This window comes from Rugamonas brunnea (assembly GCF_014042345.1).
In the GTDB taxonomy this organism is placed as follows: Bacteria; Pseudomonadota; Gammaproteobacteria; order Burkholderiales; family Burkholderiaceae_D; genus Rugamonas; species Rugamonas brunnea.
The window spans coordinates 1-25,802 of sequence record NZ_JACEZT010000030.1 but is presented as its reverse complement, the minus strand read 5'-3'; the positions used below and the strand labels follow the sequence as shown (position 1 = coordinate 25,802).

23 protein-coding genes, 1 rRNA gene and 1 riboswitch are annotated in these 25,802 nt (G+C 67.3%); of the genes, 8 read left to right on the top strand and 16 right to left on the bottom strand.

The genetic code is table 11. From position 1 onward, the window contains the following. The first annotated feature begins 7 nt into the window (after positions 1–7). The 7 genes from rrf to H3H37_RS24755 all read left to right on the top strand — a co-directional run bounded on the left by rrf (position 8) and on the right by H3H37_RS24755 (position 7,414). Positions 8–120, top strand: a 5S ribosomal RNA gene (gene rrf / locus H3H37_RS24785). A 226-nt stretch (positions 121–346) separates the two neighbouring features. Further along, complete coding sequence (locus tag H3H37_RS24780; protein WP_182167569.1) at positions 347–2,062, top strand: lactate permease LctP family transporter; 1,716 nt, start codon at positions 347–349, stop codon at positions 2,060–2,062. A 79-nt stretch (positions 2,063–2,141) separates the two neighbouring features. Then, positions 2,142–3,029 (top strand): LysR substrate-binding domain-containing protein, encoded by an 888-nt coding sequence (locus H3H37_RS24775; RefSeq protein WP_182167567.1) that lies wholly within the window; start codon positions 2,142–2,144, stop codon positions 3,027–3,029. A 90-nt stretch (positions 3,030–3,119) separates the two neighbouring features. Next, a complete protein-coding gene (locus H3H37_RS24770) occupies positions 3,120–4,601 on the top strand; it encodes an FAD-linked oxidase C-terminal domain-containing protein (protein WP_182167565.1) in 1,482 nt (493 codons plus the stop codon). A gap of 5 nt (positions 4,602–4,606) precedes the next feature. Further along, complete coding sequence (glcE, locus tag H3H37_RS24765; protein ID WP_182167563.1) at positions 4,607–5,677, top strand: glycolate oxidase subunit GlcE; 1,071 nt, start codon at positions 4,607–4,609, stop codon at positions 5,675–5,677. A gap of 2 nt (positions 5,678–5,679) precedes the next feature. Next, positions 5,680–6,912, top strand: a complete 1,233-nt coding sequence (glcF, locus tag H3H37_RS24760; RefSeq protein WP_182167561.1) for a glycolate oxidase subunit GlcF — start codon at positions 5,680–5,682, stop codon at positions 6,910–6,912. Between the two features lie 25 nt (positions 6,913–6,937). After that, positions 6,938–7,414 (top strand): cache domain-containing protein, encoded by a 477-nt coding sequence (locus tag H3H37_RS24755; protein WP_182167559.1) that lies wholly within the window; start codon positions 6,938–6,940, stop codon positions 7,412–7,414. Positions 7,415–7,418: 4 nt separating this feature from the next. On the opposite strand, the gene H3H37_RS24750 is transcribed toward H3H37_RS24755, so the two are convergent. Then, positions 7,419–8,828, bottom strand: coding sequence for a DHA2 family efflux MFS transporter permease subunit (locus H3H37_RS24750; RefSeq protein WP_182167557.1), 1,410 nt, complete (start codon positions 8,826–8,828; stop codon positions 7,419–7,421). Positions 8,829–8,995: 167 nt separating this feature from the next. On the opposite strand from H3H37_RS24750, the gene H3H37_RS24745 reads away from it, so the two are divergent. Then, positions 8,996–10,738 (top strand): alkaline phosphatase D family protein, encoded by a 1,743-nt coding sequence (locus tag H3H37_RS24745; protein ID WP_182167555.1) that lies wholly within the window; start codon positions 8,996–8,998, stop codon positions 10,736–10,738. Here the strand turns inward: H3H37_RS24745 and bluB are convergent. The 15 genes from bluB to cobT form a co-directional block, all read right to left on the bottom strand. Continuing rightward, on the bottom strand, positions 10,735–11,388 hold the full coding sequence (gene bluB, locus H3H37_RS24740) for a 5,6-dimethylbenzimidazole synthase (protein ID WP_182167553.1): 654 nt from the start codon (positions 11,386–11,388) through the stop codon (positions 10,735–10,737). The genes H3H37_RS24745 and bluB overlap by 4 nt on opposite strands. Further along, the gene (locus H3H37_RS24735) at positions 11,385–12,860 is read right to left on the bottom strand and encodes a cobyric acid synthase (protein ID WP_182167571.1); all 1,476 of its coding nucleotides are present in this window, start codon (positions 12,858–12,860) and stop codon (positions 11,385–11,387) included. The genes bluB and H3H37_RS24735 overlap by 4 nt, the downstream gene beginning before the upstream one ends. A gap of 11 nt (positions 12,861–12,871) precedes the next feature. Next, complete coding sequence (locus H3H37_RS24730; RefSeq protein WP_182167551.1) at positions 12,872–13,669, bottom strand: ABC transporter substrate-binding protein; 798 nt, start codon at positions 13,667–13,669, stop codon at positions 12,872–12,874. Then, a complete protein-coding gene (locus H3H37_RS24725) occupies positions 13,666–14,541 on the bottom strand; it encodes a cobalamin-binding protein (protein WP_182167549.1) in 876 nt (291 codons plus the stop codon). Before H3H37_RS24725 ends, H3H37_RS24730 begins: the two co-directional genes overlap by 4 nt. Continuing rightward, a complete protein-coding gene (gene cobD, locus H3H37_RS24720) occupies positions 14,538–15,524 on the bottom strand; it encodes a threonine-phosphate decarboxylase CobD (protein WP_182167547.1) in 987 nt (328 codons plus the stop codon). Before cobD ends, H3H37_RS24725 begins: the two co-directional genes overlap by 4 nt. Then, positions 15,517–16,467, bottom strand: a complete 951-nt coding sequence (locus H3H37_RS24715) for a CobD/CbiB family cobalamin biosynthesis protein (protein ID WP_182167545.1) — start codon at positions 16,465–16,467, stop codon at positions 15,517–15,519. Before H3H37_RS24715 ends, cobD begins: the two co-directional genes overlap by 8 nt. Then, complete coding sequence (gene cobU / locus H3H37_RS26025) at positions 16,461–17,018, bottom strand: bifunctional adenosylcobinamide kinase/adenosylcobinamide-phosphate guanylyltransferase (protein WP_182167543.1); 558 nt, start codon at positions 17,016–17,018, stop codon at positions 16,461–16,463. The genes H3H37_RS24715 and cobU overlap by 7 nt, the downstream gene beginning before the upstream one ends. Beyond that, positions 17,015–18,322, bottom strand: coding sequence for a cobyrinic acid a,c-diamide synthase CobB (locus H3H37_RS24705; RefSeq protein ID WP_182167541.1), 1,308 nt, complete (start codon positions 18,320–18,322; stop codon positions 17,015–17,017). The genes cobU and H3H37_RS24705 overlap by 4 nt, the downstream gene beginning before the upstream one ends. Then, complete coding sequence (cobO, locus tag H3H37_RS24700) at positions 18,322–18,939, bottom strand: cob(I)yrinic acid a,c-diamide adenosyltransferase (protein ID WP_182167539.1); 618 nt, start codon at positions 18,937–18,939, stop codon at positions 18,322–18,324. Before cobO ends, H3H37_RS24705 begins: the two co-directional genes overlap by 1 nt. Next, positions 18,936–19,709, bottom strand: a complete 774-nt coding sequence (locus H3H37_RS24695) for an ABC transporter ATP-binding protein (RefSeq protein ID WP_182167537.1) — start codon at positions 19,707–19,709, stop codon at positions 18,936–18,938. The genes cobO and H3H37_RS24695 overlap by 4 nt, the downstream gene beginning before the upstream one ends. Position 19,710: 1 nt before the next feature. Further along, a complete protein-coding gene (locus H3H37_RS24690) occupies positions 19,711–20,733 on the bottom strand; it encodes a FecCD family ABC transporter permease (RefSeq protein WP_182167535.1) in 1,023 nt (340 codons plus the stop codon). Positions 20,734–20,798: 65 nt separating this feature from the next. Next, a complete protein-coding gene (locus H3H37_RS24685; RefSeq protein ID WP_182167533.1) occupies positions 20,799–22,667 on the bottom strand; it encodes a TonB-dependent receptor plug domain-containing protein in 1,869 nt (622 codons plus the stop codon). A gap of 131 nt (positions 22,668–22,798) precedes the next feature. Then, a riboswitch (cobalamin riboswitch) is annotated at positions 22,799–23,019 on the bottom strand. 42 nt (positions 23,020–23,061) lie between these two features. Beyond that, positions 23,062–23,616 carry a histidine phosphatase family protein gene (locus H3H37_RS24680; protein ID WP_182167530.1) on the bottom strand — a complete coding sequence of 185 codons (555 nt, stop codon included), beginning with the start codon at positions 23,614–23,616 and terminating at the stop codon, positions 23,062–23,064. Then, entirely contained in the window at positions 23,616–24,395 is a 780-nt protein-coding gene (locus H3H37_RS24675) for an adenosylcobinamide-GDP ribazoletransferase (RefSeq protein ID WP_182167528.1), read from the bottom strand. The genes H3H37_RS24680 and H3H37_RS24675 overlap by 1 nt, the downstream gene beginning before the upstream one ends. Before the next feature lie 22 nt (positions 24,396–24,417). After that, positions 24,418–25,452 (bottom strand): nicotinate-nucleotide--dimethylbenzimidazole phosphoribosyltransferase, encoded by a 1,035-nt coding sequence (gene cobT / locus H3H37_RS24670; RefSeq protein ID WP_182167526.1) that lies wholly within the window; start codon positions 25,450–25,452, stop codon positions 24,418–24,420. Between the last annotated feature and the right edge of the window lie 350 nt (positions 25,453–25,802).

Sequence of the window (25,802 nt, the reverse complement as noted above, 5' to 3'; positions counted from 1 at the left end):
GTCAAAGCTTGATGACCATAGCAAGTTGGTCCCACCCCTTCCCATCCCGAACAGGACCGTGAAACAACTCTGCGCCGATGATAGTGCTGCAACCAGTGTGAAAGTAGGTTATCGTCAAGCTAGTTATATGAAAAACCCCCCGTCAGCCTGAACGCGCTCAAGATCGCGCTCAGTGCAGTCGGGGGTTTTTTTTCGTCCCTGACGGTCCATCCTCGTTGTTGCTGCATGCGGTGAAAACTTTTCACTTCAGCGGTCAATTCATTTCAACTTCCTACGACGATGCAAGCGGGTGCGCGCGACTTACACTTCCTCCAGTTCTAAAAAAATCCAAACCGGAGGAGAAGACATGCAAGCCTGGAACCAGATATACACGCCGTTAGGCAGCTTGGGGCTATCCGCCCTGGTCGCCGCCATCCCCATCATTTTCTTTTTCCTTGCGCTGGCTGTCCTGCGCATCAAGGGCCACGTAGCAGCGACCATTACGCTGGCACTGTCGCTGGCCGTCGCCATTTTCGCCTACGGTATGCCGGTGCCACAGGCGCTGGCCGCCGCCGGTTTCGGTTTCGCCTACGGCCTGTGGCCGATCGCCTGGATCATCGTGACCGCTGTGTTCCTGTACAAGATCGTGGACCAGACGGGCCAGCTCGACATCATCCGCGCTTCCGTCCTGTCCATCACGGACGACCAGCGCCTGCAGATGTTGCTGATCGGTTTCGCCTTCGGCGCCTTCCTGGAAGGTGCGGCAGGCTTTGGCGCGCCGGTGGCGATCACCTCGGCGCTGCTGGTCGGCCTGGGCTTCAATCCCCTGTACGCAGCGGGCCTGTGCCTGATCGCCAATACGGCGCCGGTGGCATTTGGCGCGATGGGTATTCCCATCATCGTCGCCGGCCAGGTGACGGGCATCGAGGCGATGCAGATCGGCGCCATGGCCGGTCGCCAGTTGCCGCTGCTGTCGCTGGCCGTGCCATTCTGGCTGGTCTTCATGATGGATGGTAAGCGCGGCATCAAGGAAGTGTGGCCCGCAGCGCTGGTGGCCGGCGGCAGCTTTGCGGTGACCCAATACATCACCTCCAACTACATTGGCCCTGAACTGCCGGACATCACCTCGGCCCTGGTCAGCCTGGTATCGCTCACCGCGCTGCTCAAGGTATGGCAGCCCGCCGGCGCCAAGGCTGGTGCACGCAGCACGATTTCGATGGGCGGTGGCACGGCAGCCATGGCCACCTTCGGCGGCTTCCCCGCCGCCGGCACGGCGCCGGTTGGCGGCCGCACCAAGTCGCCTTACACGACCGCACAGACGATCCGTGCCTGGGCACCGTTCGGCATCCTGACCGCCATCGTGACCGTATGGAGCCTGCCGCAATTCAAAGCCATGTTTGGCCCCAAGGGTGCGCTGGCCGGCACCGTGCTCAAATTCCACGTGCCCTTCCTCGACCAGATGGTGATGAAGACCGCGCCTATCGTCGCCACCCCCAAGGCTTATGAAGCGCTGTACAAGCTGGACCTTCTGTCCGCAGTGGGCACCGCCATCCTGCTGACGGCGTTCATTTCGATGCTGCTGCTGCGCATGAAGCCCAGCGCCGGCGTGCGCGCCTTCAGCGCCACCGTGGTTGAGCTGCGCCGTCCCATCCTGTCGATTGGCCTGGTGCTGGCGTTCGCGTTCGTCGCCAACTACTCCGGCATGTCGTCCACCCTGGCGCTGGTGTTGGCCGGCACTGGCGGCGCGTTCCCGTTCTTCTCGCCGTTCCTCGGCTGGCTGGGCGTGTTCCTTACCGGTTCCGATACCTCGTCCAATGCGCTGTTCTGTTCCTTGCAGAATACAACCGCCCACCAGATCAACGTCTCCGACACGCTGCTGGTGGCGGCCAACACGACGGGCGGCGTGACTGGCAAGATGATTTCCCCGCAATCGATCGCTGTGGCCTGCGCCGCCACCGGCCTGGTGGGGCGTGAATCTGAACTGTTCCGGTTTACCCTTAAACACAGCCTGCTATTTGCGGCCATCGTTGGTATCATGACCGTGTTGCAGGCTTACGTGTTCACGGGGATGATTCCGCACTAATTCTCCCCGTGGCCCTTGCAACGCCCGTCCGTCACCGGACGGGCGTTGTTGCGTTTAATGTACCGCCGGTGAGAGCACCATGCCACGTCGTTTCCCTCCAGTTCATGCCCTGTCCGCGTTCGAAGCGGCGGCCCGTGCCGGCTCCTTCGCGGAAGCGGCCAACACCCTCTGCATCACGCCTTCCGCGCTGTCGCACCGTATCCGCCTGCTGGAGGATTTTGTCGGTGAACGGCTGTTCATCCGCGATGGCCGGGCCGCGACGCTGAGTCCATTCGGCCGCAGCTACCTGGACGTGGTATGCCAGGCGCTGCGCACGCTGACCGACTTCCCGTTGCCGCACAAGACTTTGCCTGCGCAGCAGCGCGTGAAGATCACGGTGCCGCCGACGTTTGCGCGCTACCTGCTCATGCCCAAGCTGGCCAGCTTCACGGAGGCCCATCCCGACATCGTGGTCGAGGTGTTCCTGTCCGTGCCGCTGTACGACCTGTGTCTGAACGAGTCCGACCTGGAAGTGCGCTTCGGTGCGGGCAAGTACCCGGACATGGTGACCACCAAGCTGTTCGAGGAACCGGCCTTCCCCGTGGCCGCGCCCGCCTATCTGGAGCGCATCGGCGGCATCGCCACGCCGGCCGACCTGTCCAAGGCCACGCTGCTGCGTTCCGCGCTGGAGATGTGGCAGCCGTGGTTCAAGGAGGCGGGCCTCGACTGGCCCGAGCCGACGACGGCATTGCGCGTGGACGACCTGGGCCTGCTGCTGGAAGCCGTGCGCCATGGCCACGGTGTGGGTCTCACGCGACAGCATTTCGCGCAGCAGATGATCGCCAGCGGCGAAGTGGTGGAGCTGTTCGACATCCGCCTGGCATCGCCGCCGCACGCTTATTACATCGTTTACGAGCAGAGCCCGCGCCTGCGGCCCGAGGTGACGCTGTTCATCGACTGGCTGATGGCGACCTACGCCGGCACATGAAAATAGTTAAGCTCTGCGGTTAATTCTTTTCACCGCAGTGCCCCTGCTGCTATCGCTACACTGGACGGCATTCACATCGTGAGGCCATCCATGAACGCGCCGTCCCCCGACATTCCCTTTACCGCAGAACGCCAGCGCGCCGTTGTGGCCGCGCTGCGCAACGCGCTGCCCGCGCACTGCGTTCTGTACAACGAAGAAGACACCCGACCCTATGAGTGCGATGGCCTGACGGCCTATCGCCAGCTGCCGATGGTGGTGGCGCTGCCCGAAACGGAGGCGCAGGTGATCGCCGTGCTGCAGGCATGCCGCGCGCTGCAAGTGCCGATCGTGCCGCGCGGCGCCGGCACCGGCCTGTCAGGCGGCGCCATGCCGATCGCCGATGGCATCGTGCTGTCGACGGCCAAGATGAACCGCATCGTCGCCGTCGACGCCAACGCCCGCACGGCCGTGGTGCAGCCGGGCGTGCGCAACCTGGCCATCTCGGATGCGGCCGCGCAGCACGGCCTGTACTACGCGCCTGACCCGTCGTCGCAGATCGCCTGCACCATCGCCGGCAACGTGGCCGAGAACTCCGGCGGTGTGCACTGCCTGAAATACGGCCTGACCGTGCACAACGTGATGCGCGTGCGCATGGTCAGCATCGACGGCGAGATCGTCGAACTGGGCGGCGGCGCGCTGGATGCGCCTGGCCTCGATTTGCTGGCCGTGTTCATTGGTTCAGAAGGGATGCTGGGCGTGGTCACCGAAGTGACGGTCAAGCTGATTCCGAAGCCACCGGTGGCGCGCGTGATCATGGCCTCGTTCGACGACGTGGTGCGCGGTGCCGATGCCGTGGCCAGCGTGATCGCGGCCGGCATCATCCCGGCCGGCCTGGAGATGATGGACCGCACCAGCGCGCGCATGGTGGAGCCGTTCTGCAAGGCTGGCTACGACACGGACGCGGAAGCCATCCTGCTGTGCGAGTCCGACGGCCTGGCCGAGGAAGTGGAAGAGGAAATCGGCCGCATGAGCGCGGTGCTGAAACAGTCCGGCGCCACCGCCATCGCCGTGTCGCAGAACGAGGCCGAGCGCATGCGCTTCTGGTCCGGCCGCAAGAACGCGTTCCCGGCGGCGGGCCGCATCTCGCCCGACTACTACTGCATGGACGGCACCATTCCCCGCAAACGGCTGGCCGAAGTGCTGCTGGGGATCGCCGCCATGGAGACCAAATACGACCTGCGCTGCGCCAACGTATTCCACGCGGGCGACGGCAACCTGCACCCGCTGATCCTGTTCGATGCGAACCTGCCCGGCCAGTTCCACCGCGCCGAACAGTTCGGCGAGGAGATCCTCGCGCTGTGCGTGGAGGTGGGTGGCACCATCACGGGCGAGCATGGCGTGGGCATCGAAAAGATCGACTCCATGTGCGCCCAGTTCACCGTGCAGGAAGTGGCGGCCTTCATCGGCGTCAAGCGCGCGTTCGACACGGCCTTCCTGCTCAATCCCAACAAGGCCATCCCCACGCTGGACCGCTGCGCCGCCTACGGCAAGCGGCAGACGCGGGGCGGGCTGTTCAAGTTCGTCAAAGGATGACCGGCATGCAATCGCAACTGACTCAATTCCGCGAGCGCATCGCCGCCGCCACCGCCTCGCAAACGCCGCTGCGCCTGCGCGGTGGCGGCAGCAAGGACTGGTATGGACAGCACCCGCGCGGCGAAGTGCTCGACACCACGCCCTACAGCGGTATCGTGGCCTATGAACCGACCGAACTGGTGATCACGGCCCGCTGCGGTACACCGCTGCGCGAGATCGAGGCGGCGCTGGCAGCGCAGAATCAGATGCTGGCGTTCGAGCCGCCCCACTTCGGCCCCGGCGCCACCGTTGGCGGCATGGTCGCCTGCGGCCTGTCCGGGCCGCGCCGTGCGACCGTCGGCGCGTTGCGCGACTTCGTGCTGGGCGCCGTGCTGATGGATGGCCACGGCGAACTGCTGCGCTTCGGCGGCCAGGTGATGAAGAACGTGGCAGGCTACGACGTCTCGCGCCTGCTGGCCGGTTCGCTCGGCACGCTGGGGCTGATCCTGGAGGTGTCGCTCAAGGTCCTGCCGCGTCCCGTGGCGGAAACCACGGTGCGGCTGCAGATGAACCAGCAGCAGGCGCTCGACAACCTGAACCGCTGGGGCGGCAAGCCTTTGCCGCTGTCGGCCAGCGCCTGGCACGATGACGTGCTGGCCGTGCGCCTGTCCGGCGCTCAGGCAGCCGTGACGGCGGCGCTGCGCCAGATCGGCGGCGTGGTGATGGACGCGGCCGAAGCGGACGCCTACTGGCAGGGCCTGCGCGAGCAAACCGGCGCCTTCTTCACGGCCGATCCGGCGACGCCGTTGTGGCGCTTGTCCGTGCCATCCGTGGCCCCGGCCTGCCCGCATGCCGGCACGCAGCTGATCGAATGGGGCGGCGCCCAGCGCTGGCTGCGCTCGGCGGCCGATCCGGCCAGCGTGCGCGCGCTGGCCCAGGAGCTGGGCGGCCACGCCACCCTGTACCGGGGCGGTTCGCGCGACGGCGGCGTGTTCCATCCGCTGGCGCCGGCCGTCCACGCCATCCACCGCAATCTCAAGCACACCTTCGACCCGGCCGGCATCTTCAACCCGGGCCGCATGTACCAGGACCTGTAGCCATGCAAACCAATCTCGCAGCCCAATTCCTCAACACGCCGGACGGCGACGAAGCCGAAGCGATCCTGCGCCAGTGCGTGCACTGCGGCTTTTGCACGGCCACCTGTCCCACCTACCAGTTGCTGGGCGATGAGCTGGACGGTCCGCGCGGCCGCATCTACCTGATCAAGCAGGTGCTGGAAGGCAGCCCGGCCACCGTCAAGACCCAGTCGCACCTGGACCGCTGCCTGACCTGCCGCAATTGCGAAACCACCTGCCCGTCCGGTGTCCACTACAGCCGTTTGCTCGACATCGGACGCAAGGTGGTGGACCAGCAGGTGCCCCGGCCCGCCGGGCAGCGCTTCGCCCGCACCCTGCTCAAGGAGACCTTGCCGCGTGAATGGCTGTTCACGCCCGCCATGAAGGCCGGCCAGATGCTGCGGCCATTGCTGCCGCAAGCCCTGCGCGACAAGGTGCCGCACGCCCATCCCGCCGGGACATGGCCCACCGCCCCGCAGGCGCGGCGCATGCTGCTGCTCGATGGCTGCGTGCAGCCGGCCATGGCGCCCAATATCAACAGCGCCACCGCGCGCGTGCTGGCTGCGGTTGGCGTGGAACTGGAGGTTGCACCGGGCGCCGGATGCTGCGGCGCGATCCGCTATCACCTCAATGACCAGGATGGTGGCCTGGACGACATGCGCCGCAACATCGACGCGTGGTGGCCGGAAGTGGAAGCTGGCGTGGAGGCGCTGGTCATCACGGCATCGGGCTGCGGCGCCACGGTCAAGGAATACGGCCACCTGCTGCGCGATGATCCGGTCTATGCCGAGAAGGCAGAGCGCGTGTCGGCGCTGGCCAGGGATGTGAGCGAAGTGGTGTGCGAGTTCGAGGACGCCCTAGCGGCGCGCATTCGTGGCAAACTGGCGCAGCCGGTTGCCTACCATCCGCCTTGCACCCTGCAACACGCCCAGAAGATCCGGGGCAAGGTGGAAGGACTGCTGCGGGCGATCGGCGTGGACGTGCGCCTGTGCGCCGACAGCCACCTGTGCTGCGGCTCGGCCGGCACCTATTCCGTGCTGCAGCCGGAGCTGTCGTACCAGCTGCGCGACAGGAAGGTGGCCAATCTGGAAGCGACCGGCGCGGCCCGCATCGTATCGGCTAATATTGGTTGCCAGACCCATTTGCAGTCCGGGACGGAACTCCCGGTCGGCCACTGGATAGAACTGGTCGACCAGTTGCTGGCGCAGGCGGGATGAACTCAACCACAACGAGGAGACGGGCATGAAAAGCATATGGAGATTTTTCGCTGTGCTGTGCGCGGCACTGTTGCTGCAGGCCGGTGCGCTGGCAGCCAATAACGGCGGCAGCGCCGACGAGGCGGTGGCGCTGGTCAAGCGCGCCGTGGCCTACATCAAGGCCAACGGCACCGAGAAGGCCTACGCTGAATTCAGCAATCCCAAGGGCCAGTTCGTCGAGGGGAACCTGTACATCTTTGTGTATGACCTGAACGGCGTCAATCTGGCCATCGGCAACGGCAACAGCGCGCGCATGGTGGGCAAGAACCTGATGGACATGCGCGACGCCGAGGGCAATTACCTGATCAAGGGGCTGGTCAACGTGGCCAAGACCAAGGGCCAGGGATGGTTCGACTACAAATGGCCCAATCCGGTCAGCAAGGCCATCGAGCAGAAGTCCAGCTACGTCGAGCGGCTGGACGACACGCTGGTTGGCTGCGGCATCTACAAGCCCCTGAAATAAGACACTAGGCGGCGCCCTTGCTCATGTTGTCGCCATCGCCCTTGCGCAGGGTCCAGAAGGTGAGCGACGACAGGATGGTCAGCACGGCCAGCGCGAGGAAGGCGTGGTGCAGGGCGGACGTGAGCGCCGCCCGGTTGGTCTGCGGCAGGCCGCCCAGGAACCAGCCGGTGACCAGCGAACCGCAGGCCAGGCCAAAGCTCATCGACAGCTGCTGCATGGAGCTGGCGATGGTGCTGGCCATGCTGGTGTCGCGCCCTTCCACGTCGGCGTAGGCGATGCTGTTCATGCTGGAGAACTGCAGCGAGTTGAAAAAGCCCAGGCACAGGCCAATGGCCACGATGGCATAGATCGGGGTGCCGGCCTGCACCAGCGAATACAGGCTGATGGTCAGGCCGATCAACACCGTGTTCACCACCAGCACCTGGCGGTAGCCGAAGGTGGACAGCAGGCGCACCGAGATGAACTTCATGCCCATGGCGGCAGCGGCGGCCGGCATCATCAGCAAACCCGATTGCCAGGCGGGCAGCCCCAGGCCCAGCTGGTACAGCAGCGGCAGCAGGAAGGGCATGCCGCCCACACCCAGCCGCGTGACGAAGCCGCCCGCGACCGATACCCGGAACGTGCGTATGCGCAGCAACGCCAGCCGCAGCAGCGGATGGGGCTCGTCCTTGGCGTGCCAGACGTAGGCGCCCAGCAGGCTGGCGGCCAGCAGGAACAGGACGCCGGTCGACGTCGCATCGATCCGGTGTTCCCCGAAAATCTCCAGCAGCCACGAAAGCAGCGCGATGCCGGCGCCGAACAGCACCAGGCCGATCAGGTCGAGTGGTCGTTCCTGTTCGCCGTGGTAGTCGGGCATGTAGCGCAGCGCGAGCGCGATGGCGGCCACCCCCACCGGGACGTTGACGAAGAAGATCTCGCGCCAGGACAGCCAGTGCACGATCAGGCCGCCCACAGTGGGGCCCAGCAACGGCCCGATCAGGGCCGGCACGATCACGAAGTTCATCGCCCGCAGCAGTTCGGACTTGGGGAAGGTGCGGATGATGGTGATGCGCCCGACCGGCATCATCATGGCCGCCCCGAAGCCCTGCAGCAGCCGCGCCGCCACCAGCATGGGCGAATTGACGGCCAGCCCGCACAGGATGGAGGCGATGGTGAAGATGGCGACGGCGGTGGTGAACACGCGCCGGGTGCCGAAGCGGTCCGCCATCCAGCCGCTGACGGGGATGGAGACGGCCAGGCTGAGGATGTAGCTGGTGACCACGGCCTTCAGGCTCAGTGGCGTCACCTGCAGGCTGGCGGCCATGCTGGGCACGGCCGTGTTGACGATGGTGGAGTCGAGCTGCTCCATGAACAGGGCGGTGGCAACCACCCAGGGCAGGTAGCGTTTGGCGGCGGAGCTGGTCGTCTCGGTCATAGTGCTCTTTTGTGCCTGTCGATGCGCGCGATGCAATACACCGATTGTCACATAATTGGCTGATCCGTGTCGGTTCCGCCACAGGATGCCGTGTTCCGGCCGTGCGTCACAAGGCGGTCACGAATGGCGCGTAAGTTGCGTCTCATCGACACGGGGATGGAGGCGCGATGGACGGCAAGGCATTGTTTCCGCCGGCGGCGACGGGGCGGCGCAACTTCATGCGGCAGGCGTGTTCCACCGCCCTGCTGGGCGCGGGCGGGCTGGCGCTGGCCAGTTGCGGCAGCACGGGCGGCGGCCCCGCCGCGCACGTGGCGGCCAGTTTCGGGCATGGCGTGGCCAGCGGCGATCCGCTCACGGACCGCGTGATTCTGTGGACCCGGGTGACGCCCCGCCCTGCGCCGCAAGGGCAGGCGGCGGACGTCGCCGTGCGCTGGTACGTGGCCACTGACCCGGCCATGCAATCGCTGGTGGCGGCCGGCACGGCGATCACCAGCGCGGCCATTGATTTCACGGTCAAGGTGGACGCGACCGGCCTGCTGCCGGGCCGTGTGTACTACTACCAGTTCGCGGCCGACACGGTGAAGTCGCCCGTGGGCCGTACCAGGACGCTGCCGCGCGCGGACGCGCGCCAGGTGCGGCTGGCCGTGTTCTCGTGCGCGAACTACCCGGCCGGCTACTTCAACGTGTATGCCGATGCGGCGCAGCGCGACGATATCGACGTGGCGCTGCACATCGGCGACTACATCTACGAATACGAAAGCGACGGTTACGCCTGCGACCGCGCCGAGGAACTGGGCCGCGTCTCCGAGCCGCGCGCGCTGCTGCTGCACCTGGACGACTACCGGCGCCGCTACGCGCAGTACCGCACCGATCCGGACCTGCAGGCGCTGCACGCGAGCGTGCCGTTCATCACCGTCTGGGACGACCACGAATTCGCCGACGACGCGTGGCGCGACGGTTCGGCCGACCATGTGAGTTCGCGCCAGGGGCCGTTCTCGCTGCGCAAGGCGGCCGCCATGACGGCCTACCACGAATGGCTGCCGATCCGGGCGCCCGATCCGTCGACGCCGGAGAAGATTTACCGCTCGTTCGACTTCGGCAGCGTGCTGTCGCTGCACATGCTCGATACGCGCCTGATCGGCCGCGACCAGCAACTGGTGCTGGCATCCTATTACGATGAACAGCACCGCTTCGACGCGGAAAAATACCACCGCGACCTGCGTTCCCCGCACCGCACGATGATGGGGAGCGAGCAGATGGCATGGCTGGAATCGCAGGTGGCCGCGTCGCGCGCGCGCTGGCAGATGCTGGGCCAGCAGGTGCTGATGGCGCGCATGGAGTATCCGACCGCCGTCGCCATGGGCGAGTGCAATTGCACGGACTTCGCCGCGCTCAAGCGGCGTGCCGCCTGCGATCCGGCCAGTGTGGGCGAACGGGAACGGCGCTGGCTGGCCGCACCCACGCTGCCGTGCTATCTCGATTCGTGGGATGGCTACCAGAACGACCGCGAGCTGGTGTTCGCCATGATGCAGCGCCACCGCAAGAACATGGTGGTGCTGGCCGGTGATTCGCATAATGCCTGGGCCAGCGACCTGCATGACGCGCAGGGTCGGCAGGTGGGCGTGGAGTTCGCCACCGCGTCGGTCTCGTCGCCGGGCATGGAAGGCGCGTATCCGGACCGCGACCCGGACGACGTGGCGGCCATGATGGTGGACCTGATCGCGCCGCTGTACTATGCCCAGACCAGCAAGCGTGGCTATATGGTGGTAACGGCCACGCACGAACAGGTGCGCTGCGATTGGCGCTTCGTGGACACCGTGTTCGACCGGCGCTACACGGCGGCCACGGAGCGCAGCCTGCGCACCCTGGCGGGACCGGGCAACCGCAAGCTGGAGGAGTGCACCGGCTAGGCGGCGCTGTTGCCCCAGCTATCCTCGAACATGACGTCGGCCAGCGGCCGGCGCGTGTCCCACCGCTCCAGCTCCAGCATTGGGGCGCGGTAGAACTCGGGCACCTGGCCCACGCACAGCACGGCGATCGGCTGGCTGCCCTCGGGCATGGCGCACAGCTCGCGCAGACGCTGCGGATCGAACATGGAGACCCAGCCCACGCCGATGCCTTCCGCGCGGGCGGCCAGCCAGAAGTTCTGCAGCGCGCAGGAAGCGGACGCCAGGTCCATCTCCGGCATGGTGCGGCGGCCGAAGACGAAGTTGTCGCGCTTGTCCATCAGCCCCACCACCAGCACTTCGGCGCAGGTGAGGATGCCCTCCACCTTGAGCTGCATGAATTCCTCGGCGCGCTTGCCCAGCGCCTGCGCGGTGAGCAGGCGCTCCTCGTTCACATGGGCGTGGATGCGCGCGCGCAGGTCGGCGCTGGCGATGCGGATGAAGCGCCACGGCTGCATCAAGCCCACGCTGGGGCCGGCGTGGGCGGCGGCGATGAAGCGTTCCAGCTGCCCCGGTTCCAGGGGGGCGGAGGTGAAGTGACGGATGTCGCGCCGTTCGCGGATGGCGCGGTAGACGCCGGCGATTTCGGCGTCGTCAAAGGCGTGCGGGTTCATGCGGTCTCCTGTTGTGCGTATGGCGGCTGCAGCGCGAGCAGCGCGTCCAGCAGCGGGCGGCTGGCCTCGGCGATGCGGTCCAGGCTCGCCTCGCGCAGCTGCGCCGTGTCCACCGTGGCGGTCGAGTGCAGGCCGGCCCAGCGCAGCAGGGCAGCGCATGCTTGCGGCGTGTCGAACAGGCCGTGCAGGTAGGTGCCCAGCACCTGGCCATCTTCCGAGCGCGCGCCTTCCGGGCGGCCGTTGATGCTGAATGCGGGCCGCGCCAGCGCGGCACCGGTGGAGATGCCCATGTGGATTTCATAACCGCTGACGGGCGCGCCGCCGTCGTCGAAGGCACACACGCCGTGCACCTGCACCAGCCGCTTTTCCGGCGTCATTTCCGTTTCCATGTCGAGCAGGCCGAGCGCGGGCGAGGTGCCCGGTGTGCCTTCGATGCCGCGCGGGTCGCAGACGCCACGCCCCAGCATCTGGAAGCCGCCGCAGACGCCGATCACCTTGCCGCCGTAGCGCAGGTGGCGGGCGATGGCGGCCGGCCAGCCTTGCGCGCGCAGCCATTCGAGGTCGGCCCGCGTGTTCTTGCTGCCGGGGAGGATGAGCAGGTCGGCCGGCGGTATCGCCTCGCCCTGGCGAACAAAGCGCAGGTCCACGTCGGGATGGGCGCGCAGGGCGTCGAAGTCGGTGTGGTTGCTCATGCGCGGCAGGCTGGGAACGACCACGCGGAAGGCGCCGCGCGCGGCCTGCACCGGCTGCACGGCGTCCTCCGCGTCCAGGAACAGGCCGTGCAGGTAGGGCAGCACGGCCAGCACCGGCTTGCCGGTCTGCTGCTCCAGCCAATCCAGGCCCGGTTCCAGCAGCGAGATATCGCCCCGGAAGCGGTTGATGACGAAGCCGATGATGCGCCGGCGCTCGCTGTCGGACAGGCAGGAAAGCGTGCCGACGATGTGGGCGAACACGCCGCCGCGGTCGATGTCGGCCACCAGGATCACCGGGCAGTCCACGGCTTCGGCGAAGCCCATGTTGGCGATGTCGCGGTCGCGCAGGTTGATCTCGGCCGGGCTGCCGGCGCCTTCCACCACCACCGCCTCGTACTGCGCGGTCAGGCGCTGGTGCGAGGCCAGCACGGCTTCCATGGCGATGGTCTTGTACTGGTGGTAGTCGCGCGCGTTCATGTCGGCCCGGACCTGGCCGTGGATGATGACCTGGGCGCCCGTGTCGCTGGAAGGCTTGAGCAGCACCGGGTTCATGTCCGTGTGCGGCGCCAGGCCGGCGGCGATGGCTTGCAGCGCCTGGGCGCGGCCGATCTCGCCGCCGTCGGACGTGACGGCACTGTTGAGCGCCATGTTCTGCGGCTTGAATGGCGCCACGCGCACGCCGCGCTGCTTGAGCAGGCGGCACAACGCGGCCACCACCGTGCTCTTGCCGGCATCCGACGTGGTGCCTTGCACCATCAGGGTCGTGAAGGGGAAGTTCATTCGGGAGATGCTCATGGCTGCGACTCCTGCCAGCGGGCCACCATGTCGCTGATCTGGCGCAGGCCCTCCGTGATGGCGGACGGGCCGGGGGAGAGGATGTCGGGCGATTTGATTTCAAACACCATGCCGTTGCGCACGGCGGGGATCGCGTCCCAGCCTGCGCGGGAACGCAGCGATTCGGGCTGGAACTTCTTGCCGCACCAGGAGCCGATGATGATGTCCGGCGCGCGCCGCACCACCTCCATCGGGTCGGCGATGATGCGCTCCTTCGCGCTCTGGCGGACGGACAGTTCGGGGAAGGCATCCTCGCCGCCGGCGATGACTATCAGTTCCGCCGCCCAGCCGATGCCGCTCATCAGCGGGTCGTTCCACTCCTCGAAGTAGATCACGGGTTTGCGCGTCCACTGCGCGGCGCGGGCGCGCGCCGCATCCACGCAGGCCTGCAACTGCCCCACCAGCGCGTGGCCCGCATCCTCGCGCTGCACCAGCGCGGCCAGCACGGACACCATGCGCAGGATGCCATCCACGCTGCGCTGGTTGAACAGGTGGACCTCCACCCCGGCCTGCGCCAGGTCGCGGCAGATGTCGGCCTGCAGGTTGGAAAAGCCGATCACCAGGTCCGGCTGCACGGCCAGGATGCGTTCCAGCTTGGACGAGGAGAAGCCGCTGATCTTGACCTTTTCCTCGCGCGCTCGGGGCGGGCGCACGGTGAAGCCGGAGATGCCGGCGATGGTCTGTTCCGCGCCCAGCGCGTACAGGGTTTCCACCGATTCGGTGGAGAGGCAGGCGATGCGTTGGTAGTGGCTCATGGTTGGGTCCTGTGCTGGCGCGCCAGCTCTAATTTTTCACACAAGGCGGCGGTGCCGGCGATCATGCGGGGGCCGGCGCGGTTGAGTAATTCTCCGTTCAGCGTGAACAGGTTGCCGTTGCGGACCGCCTTCATGGAGGCGTAGCGCCGCCACAGGTTGACGCCGCCGTAGTTCTTCTCGGCCGTGCCGAAGATGGCTTCCGGGTCTTCCTGCAGCACCGCTTCCACGTTGACGGTGGGGGCGATCGTCTTCAGCTTGCCGAAGATGTTTTCGCCGCCGCACAGGCGGATGCTGTCGCTGACGATGTGTGCGCCGTTGAGCGTGTACAGCGGCTTGTCCCACACCTGGTAGAACATGCGCACCGGCGGCCGCCCCGCGTATTTGGCCGCCAGCGCGTCGAGCTGCTGGCGCAGCTCGGCCGCCGCCGGCTGGGCGACGGCTTCGGTGCCCATCAACTGGCCCAGGCGCAGCAGGCTGTCCGGGATGGCCTCCAGCTTGTGCGGCTCGCTGTGGAACATGGGGATGCCCAACTGGCGCAGCGCGTCGATCTGGCGCGGCGCGCTGCCGTGCAGCCAGACCACCAGCAGGTCCGGCTTCATGGCGATGATGCGTTCCAGGTCCACTTCGCGGTTGTCGCCCACGCGCGGGATGGCCTTGGCCGCTGGCGGGTAATCGCTGTAGCTGACGGTGCCGATGATGCGGTCGCCGCCGCCGGCCGCGAATAGCAGCTCGGTCGCGTGCGGCGCCAGCGACATGATGCGGCGGGCCGGCTGCTGCACCGTGACGGGCACGCCGTCGTCGTCGCGTACGGTGATGGCGGCGCCGGCCTGGCACGCGTATAGCAAGCCAAACAGGGTGGGAAGAATCTTCATGATTGGATGGGTTTCCATTCGGATAATGCATGATCGAGCCGGCGCCAGCCCGCTTCGTCGGGCGGCAGGCCAAGGCGGATGCCGCGCGCGGCGTGGCGGAACAGGCGCACCCAGATGCCCCGTTCAGCCATGTGCTGCCAGAAGCGTTCCGCGTCCGGTTCCGGCCACCACTGGAACAGGGCGCTGCCGCTGGCGTGGATGCCGTGGCCGGCCAGCAGCTGTTGCAGACGTGCGCCTTCCGCGCACAGGCGCGCGCGCATGGCGTCCTGCCACGGCTGGTCGTTCAGCGCGGCCAGCGCGACTTGCTGGGCGGGGCCGCTGATGGTCCATGGCCCCAGCAGGTCGGCCAATTGCTCCAGCAGCGCCGGCTGGGCCGCTACGAAGCCAAGCCGGATGCCGGCCAGCCCAAAGAATTTGCCGACCGAGCGCAGCACGATCAAACCCGGTCTGCCAGTCTGCGCGCAGATGCTGGCGCTGGTGGCCGTGTCGCCAAACGCTTCATCGACCACTAGCCAGCCGCCGCGCGCGGCCAGCGCGTCGGCCCAGCGCAGCAGCTGTTGTGGCGCTACCGTGGCGCCGGTGGGGTTGTTCGGATTGCAGACCACCAGCACGTCGCAGTCATCGACGGCGCCATCCAGCGCCGCATAGTCAACCTGTCGCAGCGTGTGGCCATGGCCGGACCAATGGTGCGCATGCTCGGCGTAGGACGGCGCCGCCACCACCACGCGCGATGGCGCGCGCAACCGGGGCAGGGCCTGGATGGCTGCCTGGGTGCCTGCCACGGGCAGCATCAGCGGCGCGCCGTAGTAGGCGGCAGCGGCGGCGGCCAGCGCGGGATCGGCTTCCGGCAGGCGATGCCACGCATGGGCCGCCACGGTGGGCGCAGGGTAGTGGTGCGGGTTGATGCCGGTGGAGAGATCGAGCCAGTCGTGCCGGCCGAAGCGCTGCGCCGCGTCGCGCAGGTTGCCGCCGTGTTCAAGCATAGTGGTCTTTCAAGGTCAGGATGGCGGCGGCGAGGCCGGCGCAAGCCAGCCATAGCCAGGTGGTGCGGGCCACCAGCCGCCATGCGCGCGCGATGTCGTGCGCGGCGGCTGGCTGGCCGCTGCCCAGCGGCGGGCGCTGTTCGACGTCGCCGTCGTAGGTGGCGGGGCCGCCCAGCGCCAGACCCAGCGCGCCGGCGCCGCTGGACATGACCGGGCCGGCATTCGGGCTGCTCCACGCGGGCGCCTGCGCGCGCCAGCAGCGCCAGGCGCGCCGCTTGCCTTCCATGGAGGACGCCAGCAGCACGTAGGACAGGGCGGTGAGCCGGGCCGGCAGGTAGTTCAGCGCGTCGTCGATGCGGGCGGCGGCGCAGCCGAAGCGCAGCAGGCGCGCGGTGCGGTAGCCCCACATGGCGTCCAGCGTGTTGGCGAGCCTGAACAGGACGGCGCCGGGGCCGCCCGCCACCATGAACCAGAACAGGGTGCCGAAGACGGCGTCGTTGCCGTTTTCCAGCAGCGATTCGGCGCTGGCCTTGGCCAGCTCCGCTGCGCTGGCGCTGGCCGTGTCGCGGCTGACGATGCGGGCCGTGAGCCGGCGCGCCGCATCGAGGTCGCCGCTGTGCAGCGCTTGCGCGATGGGCAGGTTGTGGTCGCGCAGGCTGCGCAGGCCGATGCAGAGATACAGCAGCAGCGCGTCCACGGCCGGGCCGCCGGCCATGCACAGCAGCGTGGCCGCCAGCACAGGCGGGACCACGGCCAGCAGCCAGGCCAACAGCCCGCGCCAGAATTGCAGCGGGCCGCGATTGAGCCAACGTTCCAGCGCGTAGGCCAGGTTGCCGAAGCCGACCAGCGGATGCCAACGCCGCGCTTCGCCCAGCAGCAGATCCAGCAGCACGCCGGCCGCCAGCAGTACGGCGATGGCGGGCAGGGACAGCCCTGTCAGCACGGCACGCCCTTCAGATACAGCGGCAGGCCGGCGGCCACGAACACGGCGCGGTCGCACACGGCGGCCACGGCCTGGTTCAGGCGGCCCGCTTCGTCCAGGAAGCAGCGCGAGATCGCGCCCATGGGGATGATGCCCATGCCGACTTCGTTCGACACCAGTAGCACGTCGCCCGCGCAGCCGGCCAGCGCTTGCAGCAGCGCGGCGCGCTCCGCATGGAAGCGGGGCGGCAGCACAAACTCCTCGTCGCCGGGGGCGGTGTCGCCCGCGCTGAACAACAGGTTCGATAACCATAGGGTGAGGCAGTCCACCAGCACCACGCGCTGCGGCGCGCACCAGCGCGACAGCGCGTCGGCCAGTGCCAGCGGTTCCTCCACCGTGATCCAGCGGTCATCACGCTGGCTGCGGTGGTGGGCGATGCGGTGGGCCATTTCGCCGTCGCCCGCCTGCGCGGTGGCGATGTAGACCAGCTCCTTGCCGGTGGCGATCGCCAGCTTTTCCGCGAAGCCGCTTTTGCCGGAGCGCGCGCCGCCCAGCACCAGGGTGCGCGTCATGCCGCATCCCTCCGCAGGAACAGCGCTGCCGTGGCGGCCGGGCAGGAGGCGAAATAGGCGTGGAAGTAGGAGGCCGTCAGCGAACCGGTGCGGTACACGGCTTCGCCCTGCGCGTCGGACGGATGCTTGATCGTGTAGGCGATGGGCGCCAGCGCCGTGTGCAGTTGCGAGTAGTGGAAGGTGTGGCCGCGCAGCAGGCCGTGCGGGGTGATGATGCCTTGCGATCCCAGTCCCGCGAGCCGCGTTTGCATCTGGATGGCGCCCGGCAGCAGGCCGGCCATGGGCCATACGGCGCCCTGCTGGTCGGCCAGCGATTCGGCCAGTGCCATCATGCCGCCGCATTCGGCCACGATGGGCATGCCGGCCACATGGGCCGCGCGGATCGAATCGCGCCAGGTGTGCGCCTGCGACAGCGCCTGCGCGTGCAGTTCGGGATAGCCGCCGGGCAGGTAGACCGCATCCGCATCGTCCGGCACGGGGTCATCGGCCAGCGGCGAGAAGTAGCGCAAGGTGGCGCCCAGTTTTTCGAGCGTGTCCAGGTTGGCCGGGTAGAGGAACATGAAGGCCGCGTCGCGCGCCACGGCGATGGTTTTGCCGGCCAGCTGCTGCACCTGTGGCGCTGGCGCTGGTGGCATGTCGAGTTCGACGGGCGGCAGGCGGTTCCAGGCAGCTTCGTCGAAGGTGAGGCCATCGGCCAGATGGTCGAGCAGGGCGTCGATGCCGCCCACTTCGTCCGGCAGCACCAGGCCGAGGTGGCGTTCCGGCAGCGACTTGTCCTGGCGCGCCAGGGTGCCGAACAGGGGAATGTCGCGCAGCGAGGCGGCGATCATGGCGGCGTGGCCGGGGCTGGCGACGCGGTTGGCGATCACGCCGGCCATGTCGACCGGGCCGTAATCGCGCAGGCCGTGCACCAGCGCGCCGGCCGTCTGCGCCATGGCCGACGCGTCGATCACGGCCATCACGGGCACCTTGAACTGGCGCGCCAGGTCGGCGCTGGACGGCGTGCCGTCGTACAGTCCCATCACGCCTTCGATCAGGATCACGTCCGCTTCGGCGGCTGCTTGCGCCAGCTGGGCGCGGCACTGCTCATGGCCTACCATCCACAGGTCCAGCGAGCGCACCGGCGCGCCGCTGGCCCGCTCCAGCAGCATGGGGTCGATGAAGTCGGGGCCGCACTTGAACACGCGCACGCGCTGGCCCATGCGCACCAGCTTGCGCGCCAGCGCGGCGGTGGTGGTGGTCTTGCCCTGGCCGGAGGCGACCGCCGCCACCAGCACGGCCTTTACGGCGATCCGCTTGTCCATCACCACTCCGTGCCTTCCTGCGCGCCGATGCCGGCCTTGAAAGCGTGTTTGACTTCGCCCATTTCGGTGACCGTGTCGGCGATGGCGATCAGTTCCGGCGGCGCGCCGCGGCCCGTGATGACGACGTGCTGCATGGCCGGGCGCTCCAGCAGGTCCGCGATCACGGTGTCGACGTCAAGATAGCGGTACTTGAGCGCGATGTTCAGCTCATCGAACAGCACCAGGCCGATGGCGGGATCGGACAGGAAGGCCTTGGCCTGCTCCCATGCCACCCGGGCTTTTTCGATATCGCGTTCGCGGTCCTGGGTTTCCCACGTATAGCCCTCGCCCATGGCGTGGAAGCTGACTTCATCGGGGAAACGGCGCAGGAATTTCTCCTCGCCGGTGGACATGGCGCCTTTGATGAACTGGACGATGCCCACTTTCATTCCGTGCCCCATGGCGCGGATGGCCATGCCGAAGCCGCTTGAACTCTTACCCTTGCCATTGCCGGTGTTGACGATGATGATGCCGATCTGCTTGTCGGCGGCGGCGATCTTGGCGTCGATGATGGCCTTCTTGCGCTCCATGCGCAGGCGGTGGCGCTGGTTGATGTCGTCGGTGTTCGCTTCGCTCATGCGTGTTCCTCGGTGGGGATGAAAATACTGCGCTGGCCGTGCTGGATGGTTTCGATCGGATGGCCCAGATACTCGCTCAGGATGGGCGCCTGCATCACCTCGGCGACGGGGCCGGCGCGCCAGCGGCCGTCGCCCATCAGCAGCAGCGCGTGGGTGGAAACGCTGTGCGCCAGGTTCAGGTCATGGCCGATCATGACCACGGTCTTGTTCTGCTGGCGGCACAGGCGGGCCAGCAGGCGCATCACGCTGACCTGGTGCGCCAGGTCGAGCGCGTTGGCAGGTTCGTCCAGCAGCAGCAGCGGCGTGTCTTGCGCCAGCATGGCGGCGATCGCCACGCGCTGGCGTTCGCCGCCGGACAGGGTGCGCACGTCGCGCGCAGCCAGGTCGGCTACTTCCATCGCCGCCAGCGCGTCGAGCGCGAGCTTGTGATCGTCGCTGCCTTCCCAGTAGCGGTTGCTGTGGTAGGGGTGGCGCGCTGCCAGCACGGTTTCGAGCGCCGTGTAGGCGAAGGCGTCGCTGCGGGACTGGGCCAGGAAGGCGCGGGTGCGCGCCAGTTCTTCCAGCGGCCAGTCGCGCAGGGGGCGCTGGCCGATGCTGACGCTGCCCGCGTCCGGCTCGCAGAGTCCGGCCAGGGTGCGCAGCAGCGTGCTCTTGCCGGCGCCGTTGCGGCCGATCACGCTCCAGCATTGGCCGTCCTCGACGTGCCAGGTCAACTGGTCGATCAGTGTGCGCGCGCCGGCGCGCAGGGTGAGTTGCTGGGTGTGGATCATGTTATTTGCGCAAGCGGTGCAATTGATACAGGAAGATGGGCGCGCCCACCAGCGAGGTGACCACGCCCACCGGCAGCTGCTGGGGCGCCAGCACGGTGCGCGCCAGCGTGTCGGCCAGCACCAGGAAGCTGCCGCCGGCCAGCGTAGCGGCCGGGATCAGCACGCGATGGTCGGGGCCGAACGCGAAGCGGCAGGCGTGGGGCACGATCAGGCCCACGAAGCCGATGCTGCCGGCGCTGGTCACGGCGCTGGCCGTGAGCAGGCCGGAACAGAAGAACAAACCCTTGCGCAGCGCGCCCACGCGGATGCCCAGCGTGGCGGCCGCTTCTGCATGCAGGGCCATCACGTTCATGGCGCGCGCGCTGCGCAGCGCGAACCACAGGCCCGCCGCCAGCACGGCCCACGGCATCCACCGTTGCGGCGCGCCGGCCAGGTCGCCGATCAGCCAGAACACCATGCTGCGCAGGCGGCTCTCCGGCGCGATCGACAGCATGAGGGTGACGATGGCCATGCAGACCGAGGCCAGGATCACGCCCGTGAGCAGCAGCAGGGCGGTGCCGCCTTCGGCCGCCGTGCCGCCGCGCAGGTCGCGCCGGGCCAGGATGTACAGCAGAAGCGAAACGGCGACGGCGCCCGCGAAGGCGGCGGCGTCGATCGTCCACGTGGAGCACATGAACAGCAGGGCGGCGAGCGCGCCCACCGAAGCGCCGCCGGAAATGCCCAGCACATAGGGATCGGCCAGCGGATTGCGCAACAGCGCCTGCATCATGACTCCCGCCAGCGACAGCGCGGCGCCGGTGACGAACGCCGTCGTGGCGCGCCCGCCCCGCAGTTCCAGCAGGGTGGCGGCCAGCGAGTCGGCGCGGCCGTGCAGCAGCGCGCCGATGGCGCCGGGCAGGTCCGACAGCGGAATCGCCACCGATCCCGTCATGCTGGCGAACAGCAGGCTGGCGACGGCGAGCAGCAGCAGCGTGGTGACGATCACACTGGTGCGCTGGCGCAGGTTGTGGAGGGAAGGATGCATGGACTGCCTTTTGTTAGTCAATGTGCCGCCGCCGGACGGGGAAGCCTCGCCCGGCAGGTTACACCTTATTTGTAGCCGTAGCGCAGGCTGGCGAACACGGTGGAACCGGCGGTGCTGTAAAAGCGCGCCAGCGTGTACTGCTTGTCGGCGACGTTATTCCAGCGCAGCAGGGCCGACCAGTCCGGCGTGATCTGCCAGGTGGCGTACAGGTTCACCAGGCCGTAGCCGCCCAGCCGGTTTTTGTTGGCCGCGTCGTCGTAGCGGGCGCCGGACAGCGTCAGTTCCACGCCGCCCTTGAGCGGGCCGGCGACGTAATCGAGCGCCAGGTTGGCGTGCCGTTGCGCGCGGCGCGCCAGGCGCTTGCCGGTGGTTTCGTCCTTCGGGTCCTGCAGGTCGACCGTGGCGGCCAGTTCGAAGTCGCCCAGCTTGCGGGCGCCTTCCAGCGTCAGGCCTTCGAGCAGCGCGTGGTTGACGTTGTAGGCGCAGCTGCTGCTTTTCGGGACAGTGTTGTAAGGGCAGGGGGTGACGCTGACGATCAGGTCGGTGAGCCGGTTGTGGTAGTAGCGGGCGGCCAGCGTGGTGTTACCGTCGTCGTAGTTCAGGCCCGCTTCCGCATTGCGGCCCAGCTCCGGCTTGTTGGTCAGCAGGCCGTAACCGGGGTAGTACAACTCGTTGTAGGTCGGGGCGCGGAAACTGGTGCCCACGCTGGCGCTGGCGCGCAGTTGACGGGTGAAGTTGTAGCCGTAGCCGGCCGCGCCAGTGGTCTTGTCGCCATATTCGGAATTGTCGCGGCGGATGCTGGCGTTGAACAGTTGCGCGCCGCGCTTGGCGTTGTAGGAGGCGGCGTAGGCGTTGGTGCTGCGGTCGCGGTTCAGTGAGGTGACGCTGGTGGAGCTGACCGATTCCTGGCGGTGGTCGTAGAGCAGTTGCAGCACGTCGGCGCCGATCGCGATGTCGTTCTGCCAGGTGAAGTCGGTTTGCCTGGTATTGAGCTGGGCGCGGTCCTTGGGCAGGTCGCTGGTGAAATTGCCCGACTCGTCGCGCGCTTGCGCATACTGCAGCAGGCTGGTCCAACCCGGCAGTAGCTGGTTGCGGCTGTAGATGGCGGCGTTCTCCAGCTTTTGCAGGCTGCGCGTGTCATAGCTGGACGGGCCGCTGTCGTATTGGGCATCGAGCCTGCTGTGCATGAACAGCGCGCTGATCTCGTGGCCGGGGGCCAGGCGCAGGCTGACCTGGCCGGCTGCGCTTTCCTTGTCGTAGCCATCCTTGTCCGGGTTGTAGGAGTAGTTGCCGGGAACGGTGGAGGAGAAGCCGTCCGACTTTTCCTTGCCGGCGCTGAGCGCGTAACGGATGCTGTGCTCACCGTCCGTCGCGCCCGATACATGGGCGTCGGCGGTGCGGGTGTGGTCGCTGCCGTAGCCTGCGGCGGCCGCCAGTGACGGGGCGCCCTGGCCTTGTTTGGTGAAGATCTGGATCACACCGCCGATGGCGTCCGCGCCATACAGGGTGCTGAGTGGGCCGTACACGACTTCGATATGGTCGATGGCCGTTAGCGGGATGGCGCTCCAGTTGGCCGCGCCCGTCGTGGCGGAGCCGATACGCACGCCGTCCACCAGTACGATGTTCTGGTTGCCGTTGGCGCCGCGAATGAACACGCTGGCGCTGGTGCCCGGCCCGCCGTTGCGCGCCACTTCGATGCCGCGCTGGCGTTGCAGCAGTTCGATCACAGAGCCGGCGCCCGATTGCGCGATCTGGGCCGAGTCGATGGTCAGGGTATCGCTCAGGATGTCGGCCGCCAGTTGCGGCGCGCGCGCGGCGGTGATGAAGACGGCGCTGCCGGCGATATCGTTCTGGGTGTCGGCGAACACGGAGGGCGTGGCGAAAGCGAGCGCGATCGACGTCGCCACCGCGCGGCGGGAAACAGGAAAAGTCATGACAAATCTTCTGTAAGAGAGCAACCGGCCGACGTCCCCGTGGGCCAGATTGAACAGAAGCGGTGAACCGGGATAGCACATGGCAGCCCGCCGTGGCGGGCATGGTCCGTGTCGCGCAACTCCCCGTTCGCTCACTTCCACCTGATTTGGCCGGTATCCGGGCTGGCAAGTGGCGCCGCCTCACCTTCCCATGCCTAAGCACAGTGGTTGTTCGAGGCGGTTCGTCGCAGGTTGCGCGACACTTGCTTACCGTTGCGGGGGCAGCACACGTTGGCCATCTGGATGGCGTCGTGTTTCCCGTTTAACTGCACGTCTGGACAGACATGCGGGCACCAAAACGTCGTCATTATACGGCTTGCGCGCCGGGGGGCAAGCGCGGCTTGCGATCTGCCTGTCAGTCCTGCAGGACGATGCGTTGGCCGTAGGCGATGCTGTGCGGGGTGCTGGCGGCGCGCTGCGCCATGTCGGCGGGGGCGAGGCCGGCATGGCAGGCCATCAGCAGGCGGATGGTGCCGGCGTGGCAAACGACGATGGCGTCCGGTCGTGCGTCCGCTTGCGCGTTCGCGCGTAAAGCGGCGTAGAAGGCGGCCACGCGCGTGGCCATCTGCAGCACGCTTTCGCCGCCGCCGGGGTGGTAATGGACCGGGTCTGCGGCCCAGGCGTCGATCTCGGCGCGCGGGATGTCATCCCAGCGGTGCATCTCCCACGCGCCGAAGTGCATTTCGGCCAGGCGGGCATCGTGCATGGGCGGGAGGGGGGTGAGCTGCGTCGCCAGGTCGGCGCAGCGCCGCAACGGACTGGAATACAGCGGCGCGCTAGCGGGTAGTATGCCAGCCAGCGCGGCGTGCACCAGGTCGATCTGCTGCCGGGCGACCGGCAGGTCGGTGCTGCCGTAGCAAACGCCGGTGGCGACCTGCGGTTGCGGGTGGCGTATCAGCGTGATGCGCATCAGCGCCAGGCGCCGTGGCCAAGGCTGGCCAGCTGGCAAAGGTAGATGACCACTTCGGATACCTGCTGCACGGCGCCCAGGCAGTCGCCCGTGTAGCCGCCGATGCGCTTCACGCATTTCTGCGCCAGCCAGTATGCGGCGGCGCTGGCGCCCAGCAGGCTGGCCGCCAGCGCGGACCAGGACAGCCATCCGAACCAGCCGCACAGCACCGCCGGCAGCAGCGCGCAGGTGGCGGCGATGGTGAATTCCGCGTCGCTCATTTTTTGCGCCAGCGGTTTCGCCTTGCCTTCGTCGCGCGCATAGTCGAGGCGCCAGATCAGGGCGGTCGACGTGAGGCGCGACAGCGGATGGGCGACAAACAGCGCGGCGATGGCCACGGCCGGCGGCAGCAGGGACAAGGTTACGCATTTGAGCGCGAGCATGCAGACGATGCCGATCGCGCCATACGCGCCGATACGCGAGTCCTTCATGATCTCCAGCACGCGCTGGCCGGTCAGGCCGCCGCCGAAGCCGTCGCACATATCGGCAAAACCGTCCTCGTGGAAGGCGCCGGTGGCGTAGACGGTGGCGGCCGTCGCCAGCACGGCGGCAACGGGAGCAGGGAATAGCAGCGCCGCCAGCGCGTAGGTGGCGGCGGCGATGGCGGCCACCACCACGCCCACCAGCGGGAAGTAGCGCGATGCGTGGTTCAGCCATGCCGCTTCGAAGCCCACCCAGCGCGGAATCGGCAGCCGGGTAAAGAACTGCAGCGCGGTGAAGAACAGGCGGATCTGGTGCATGGCGGGTCCTTGCTGTCGTCTGCTATTCCGATTTTTCGCTGACCTGGGCCGATTCGAAGGTCGCCATCTGGTTCAGGAAGTTGACGGCCGCGTGCAGCAGCGGCAGTGCCAGTGCGCAGCCCGTGCCTTCGCCCAGGCGCAGGTTCAGCTGGAGCAGGGGACGGGCGCCCAGGTTATCCAGCATCTTCTTGTGACCACTCTCGTCGGAGCAGTGGGCGAACACGCAGTAGTCGAGGATGGCCGGTTGCAGACGGGCCGCCACCAGCAGGGCGCTGGTCACGATAAAGCCATCGATCAGCAGCACCATGCGGCGTTCGGCCGCTTTCAGCATGGCGCCGACCATCATCGCGATTTCCAGTCCGCCGAAAGTAGCCAGGACATCCAGCGGTTCGGTGGCCGATGCGTGCAGGGCAACGGCCGCCTCGATCACGCGCTGCTTGTGCGAGATGCCATCGGCCGACAAGCCGGTGCCCGCGCCCACGCACTGGGCGACGGGGATGCCGGTCAGCTTGTGCATCAGTGCCGCGGCGGCGGTCGTGTTACCGATGCCCATTTCGCCAAAGCCGACGACGTTGCCATCCAGTTCAGCGACCAGCGCCATGCCGGCCGCAAGTGCGGTGGCACAGGTGTCGCTACTCATGGCAGGTTGTTGGGCAAAGTTGTGGGTGCCATGGGCCAGCTTGCGGTCGGTCAGGCCGGTGCGCGGGCCGAAGTCATGGTTCACGCCCGCGTCGATGATATGCAGTGCGCAGCCGTTCTGTTGGGCGAAGACGTTGATGGCCGCGCCGCGCGCGAGGAAGTTCTCCACCATTTGCCAGGTGACGTCCTGCGGATAGGCGGACACGCCTTCGGCGACGACGCCGTGGTCGGCCGCGAACACGAGGATGGCAGGTTTTTCCAGCGCGATGACGCGCGTGTTCTGTATCAGGCCTATCTGCTTGGCCACCGTCTCCAGCATGCCCAGGCTGCCCAAGGGCTTGGTCTTGTTATTGATGGCGTTATCAAGCAGCGAGGCGAGAGCGTCGTTTCGGGTGGAGGCGATAGCTGGAATGGACATGGTCAATGTGCAATGGCTGGTTTTGATCGGCGCTACGATAGCACACGGAATTATTTCAAAACCGCCTTGCCAGCTATGGCGCCGGTTTGCTATAGTTCGCCTCCCCGCAAAACGGCGCGTGCAAATGCGAGTTGAGCGGGGCGAAAACGAGGGGTTGACGAGCTGCACGAAACACCGCATAATCTCGCTTCTCTGCTGACGAACAAAACGCTTCGCAGCAAGCAGTACCGAATAAAGTTCTTTAACAATTCACAGTCGATAAGTGTGGACGTTTGATGGAAGTGCACACGAGGCTAGTCCTCGTGATACTTAAAATATCAAATGTTCACAAGAAGTAATGAAATAGGACG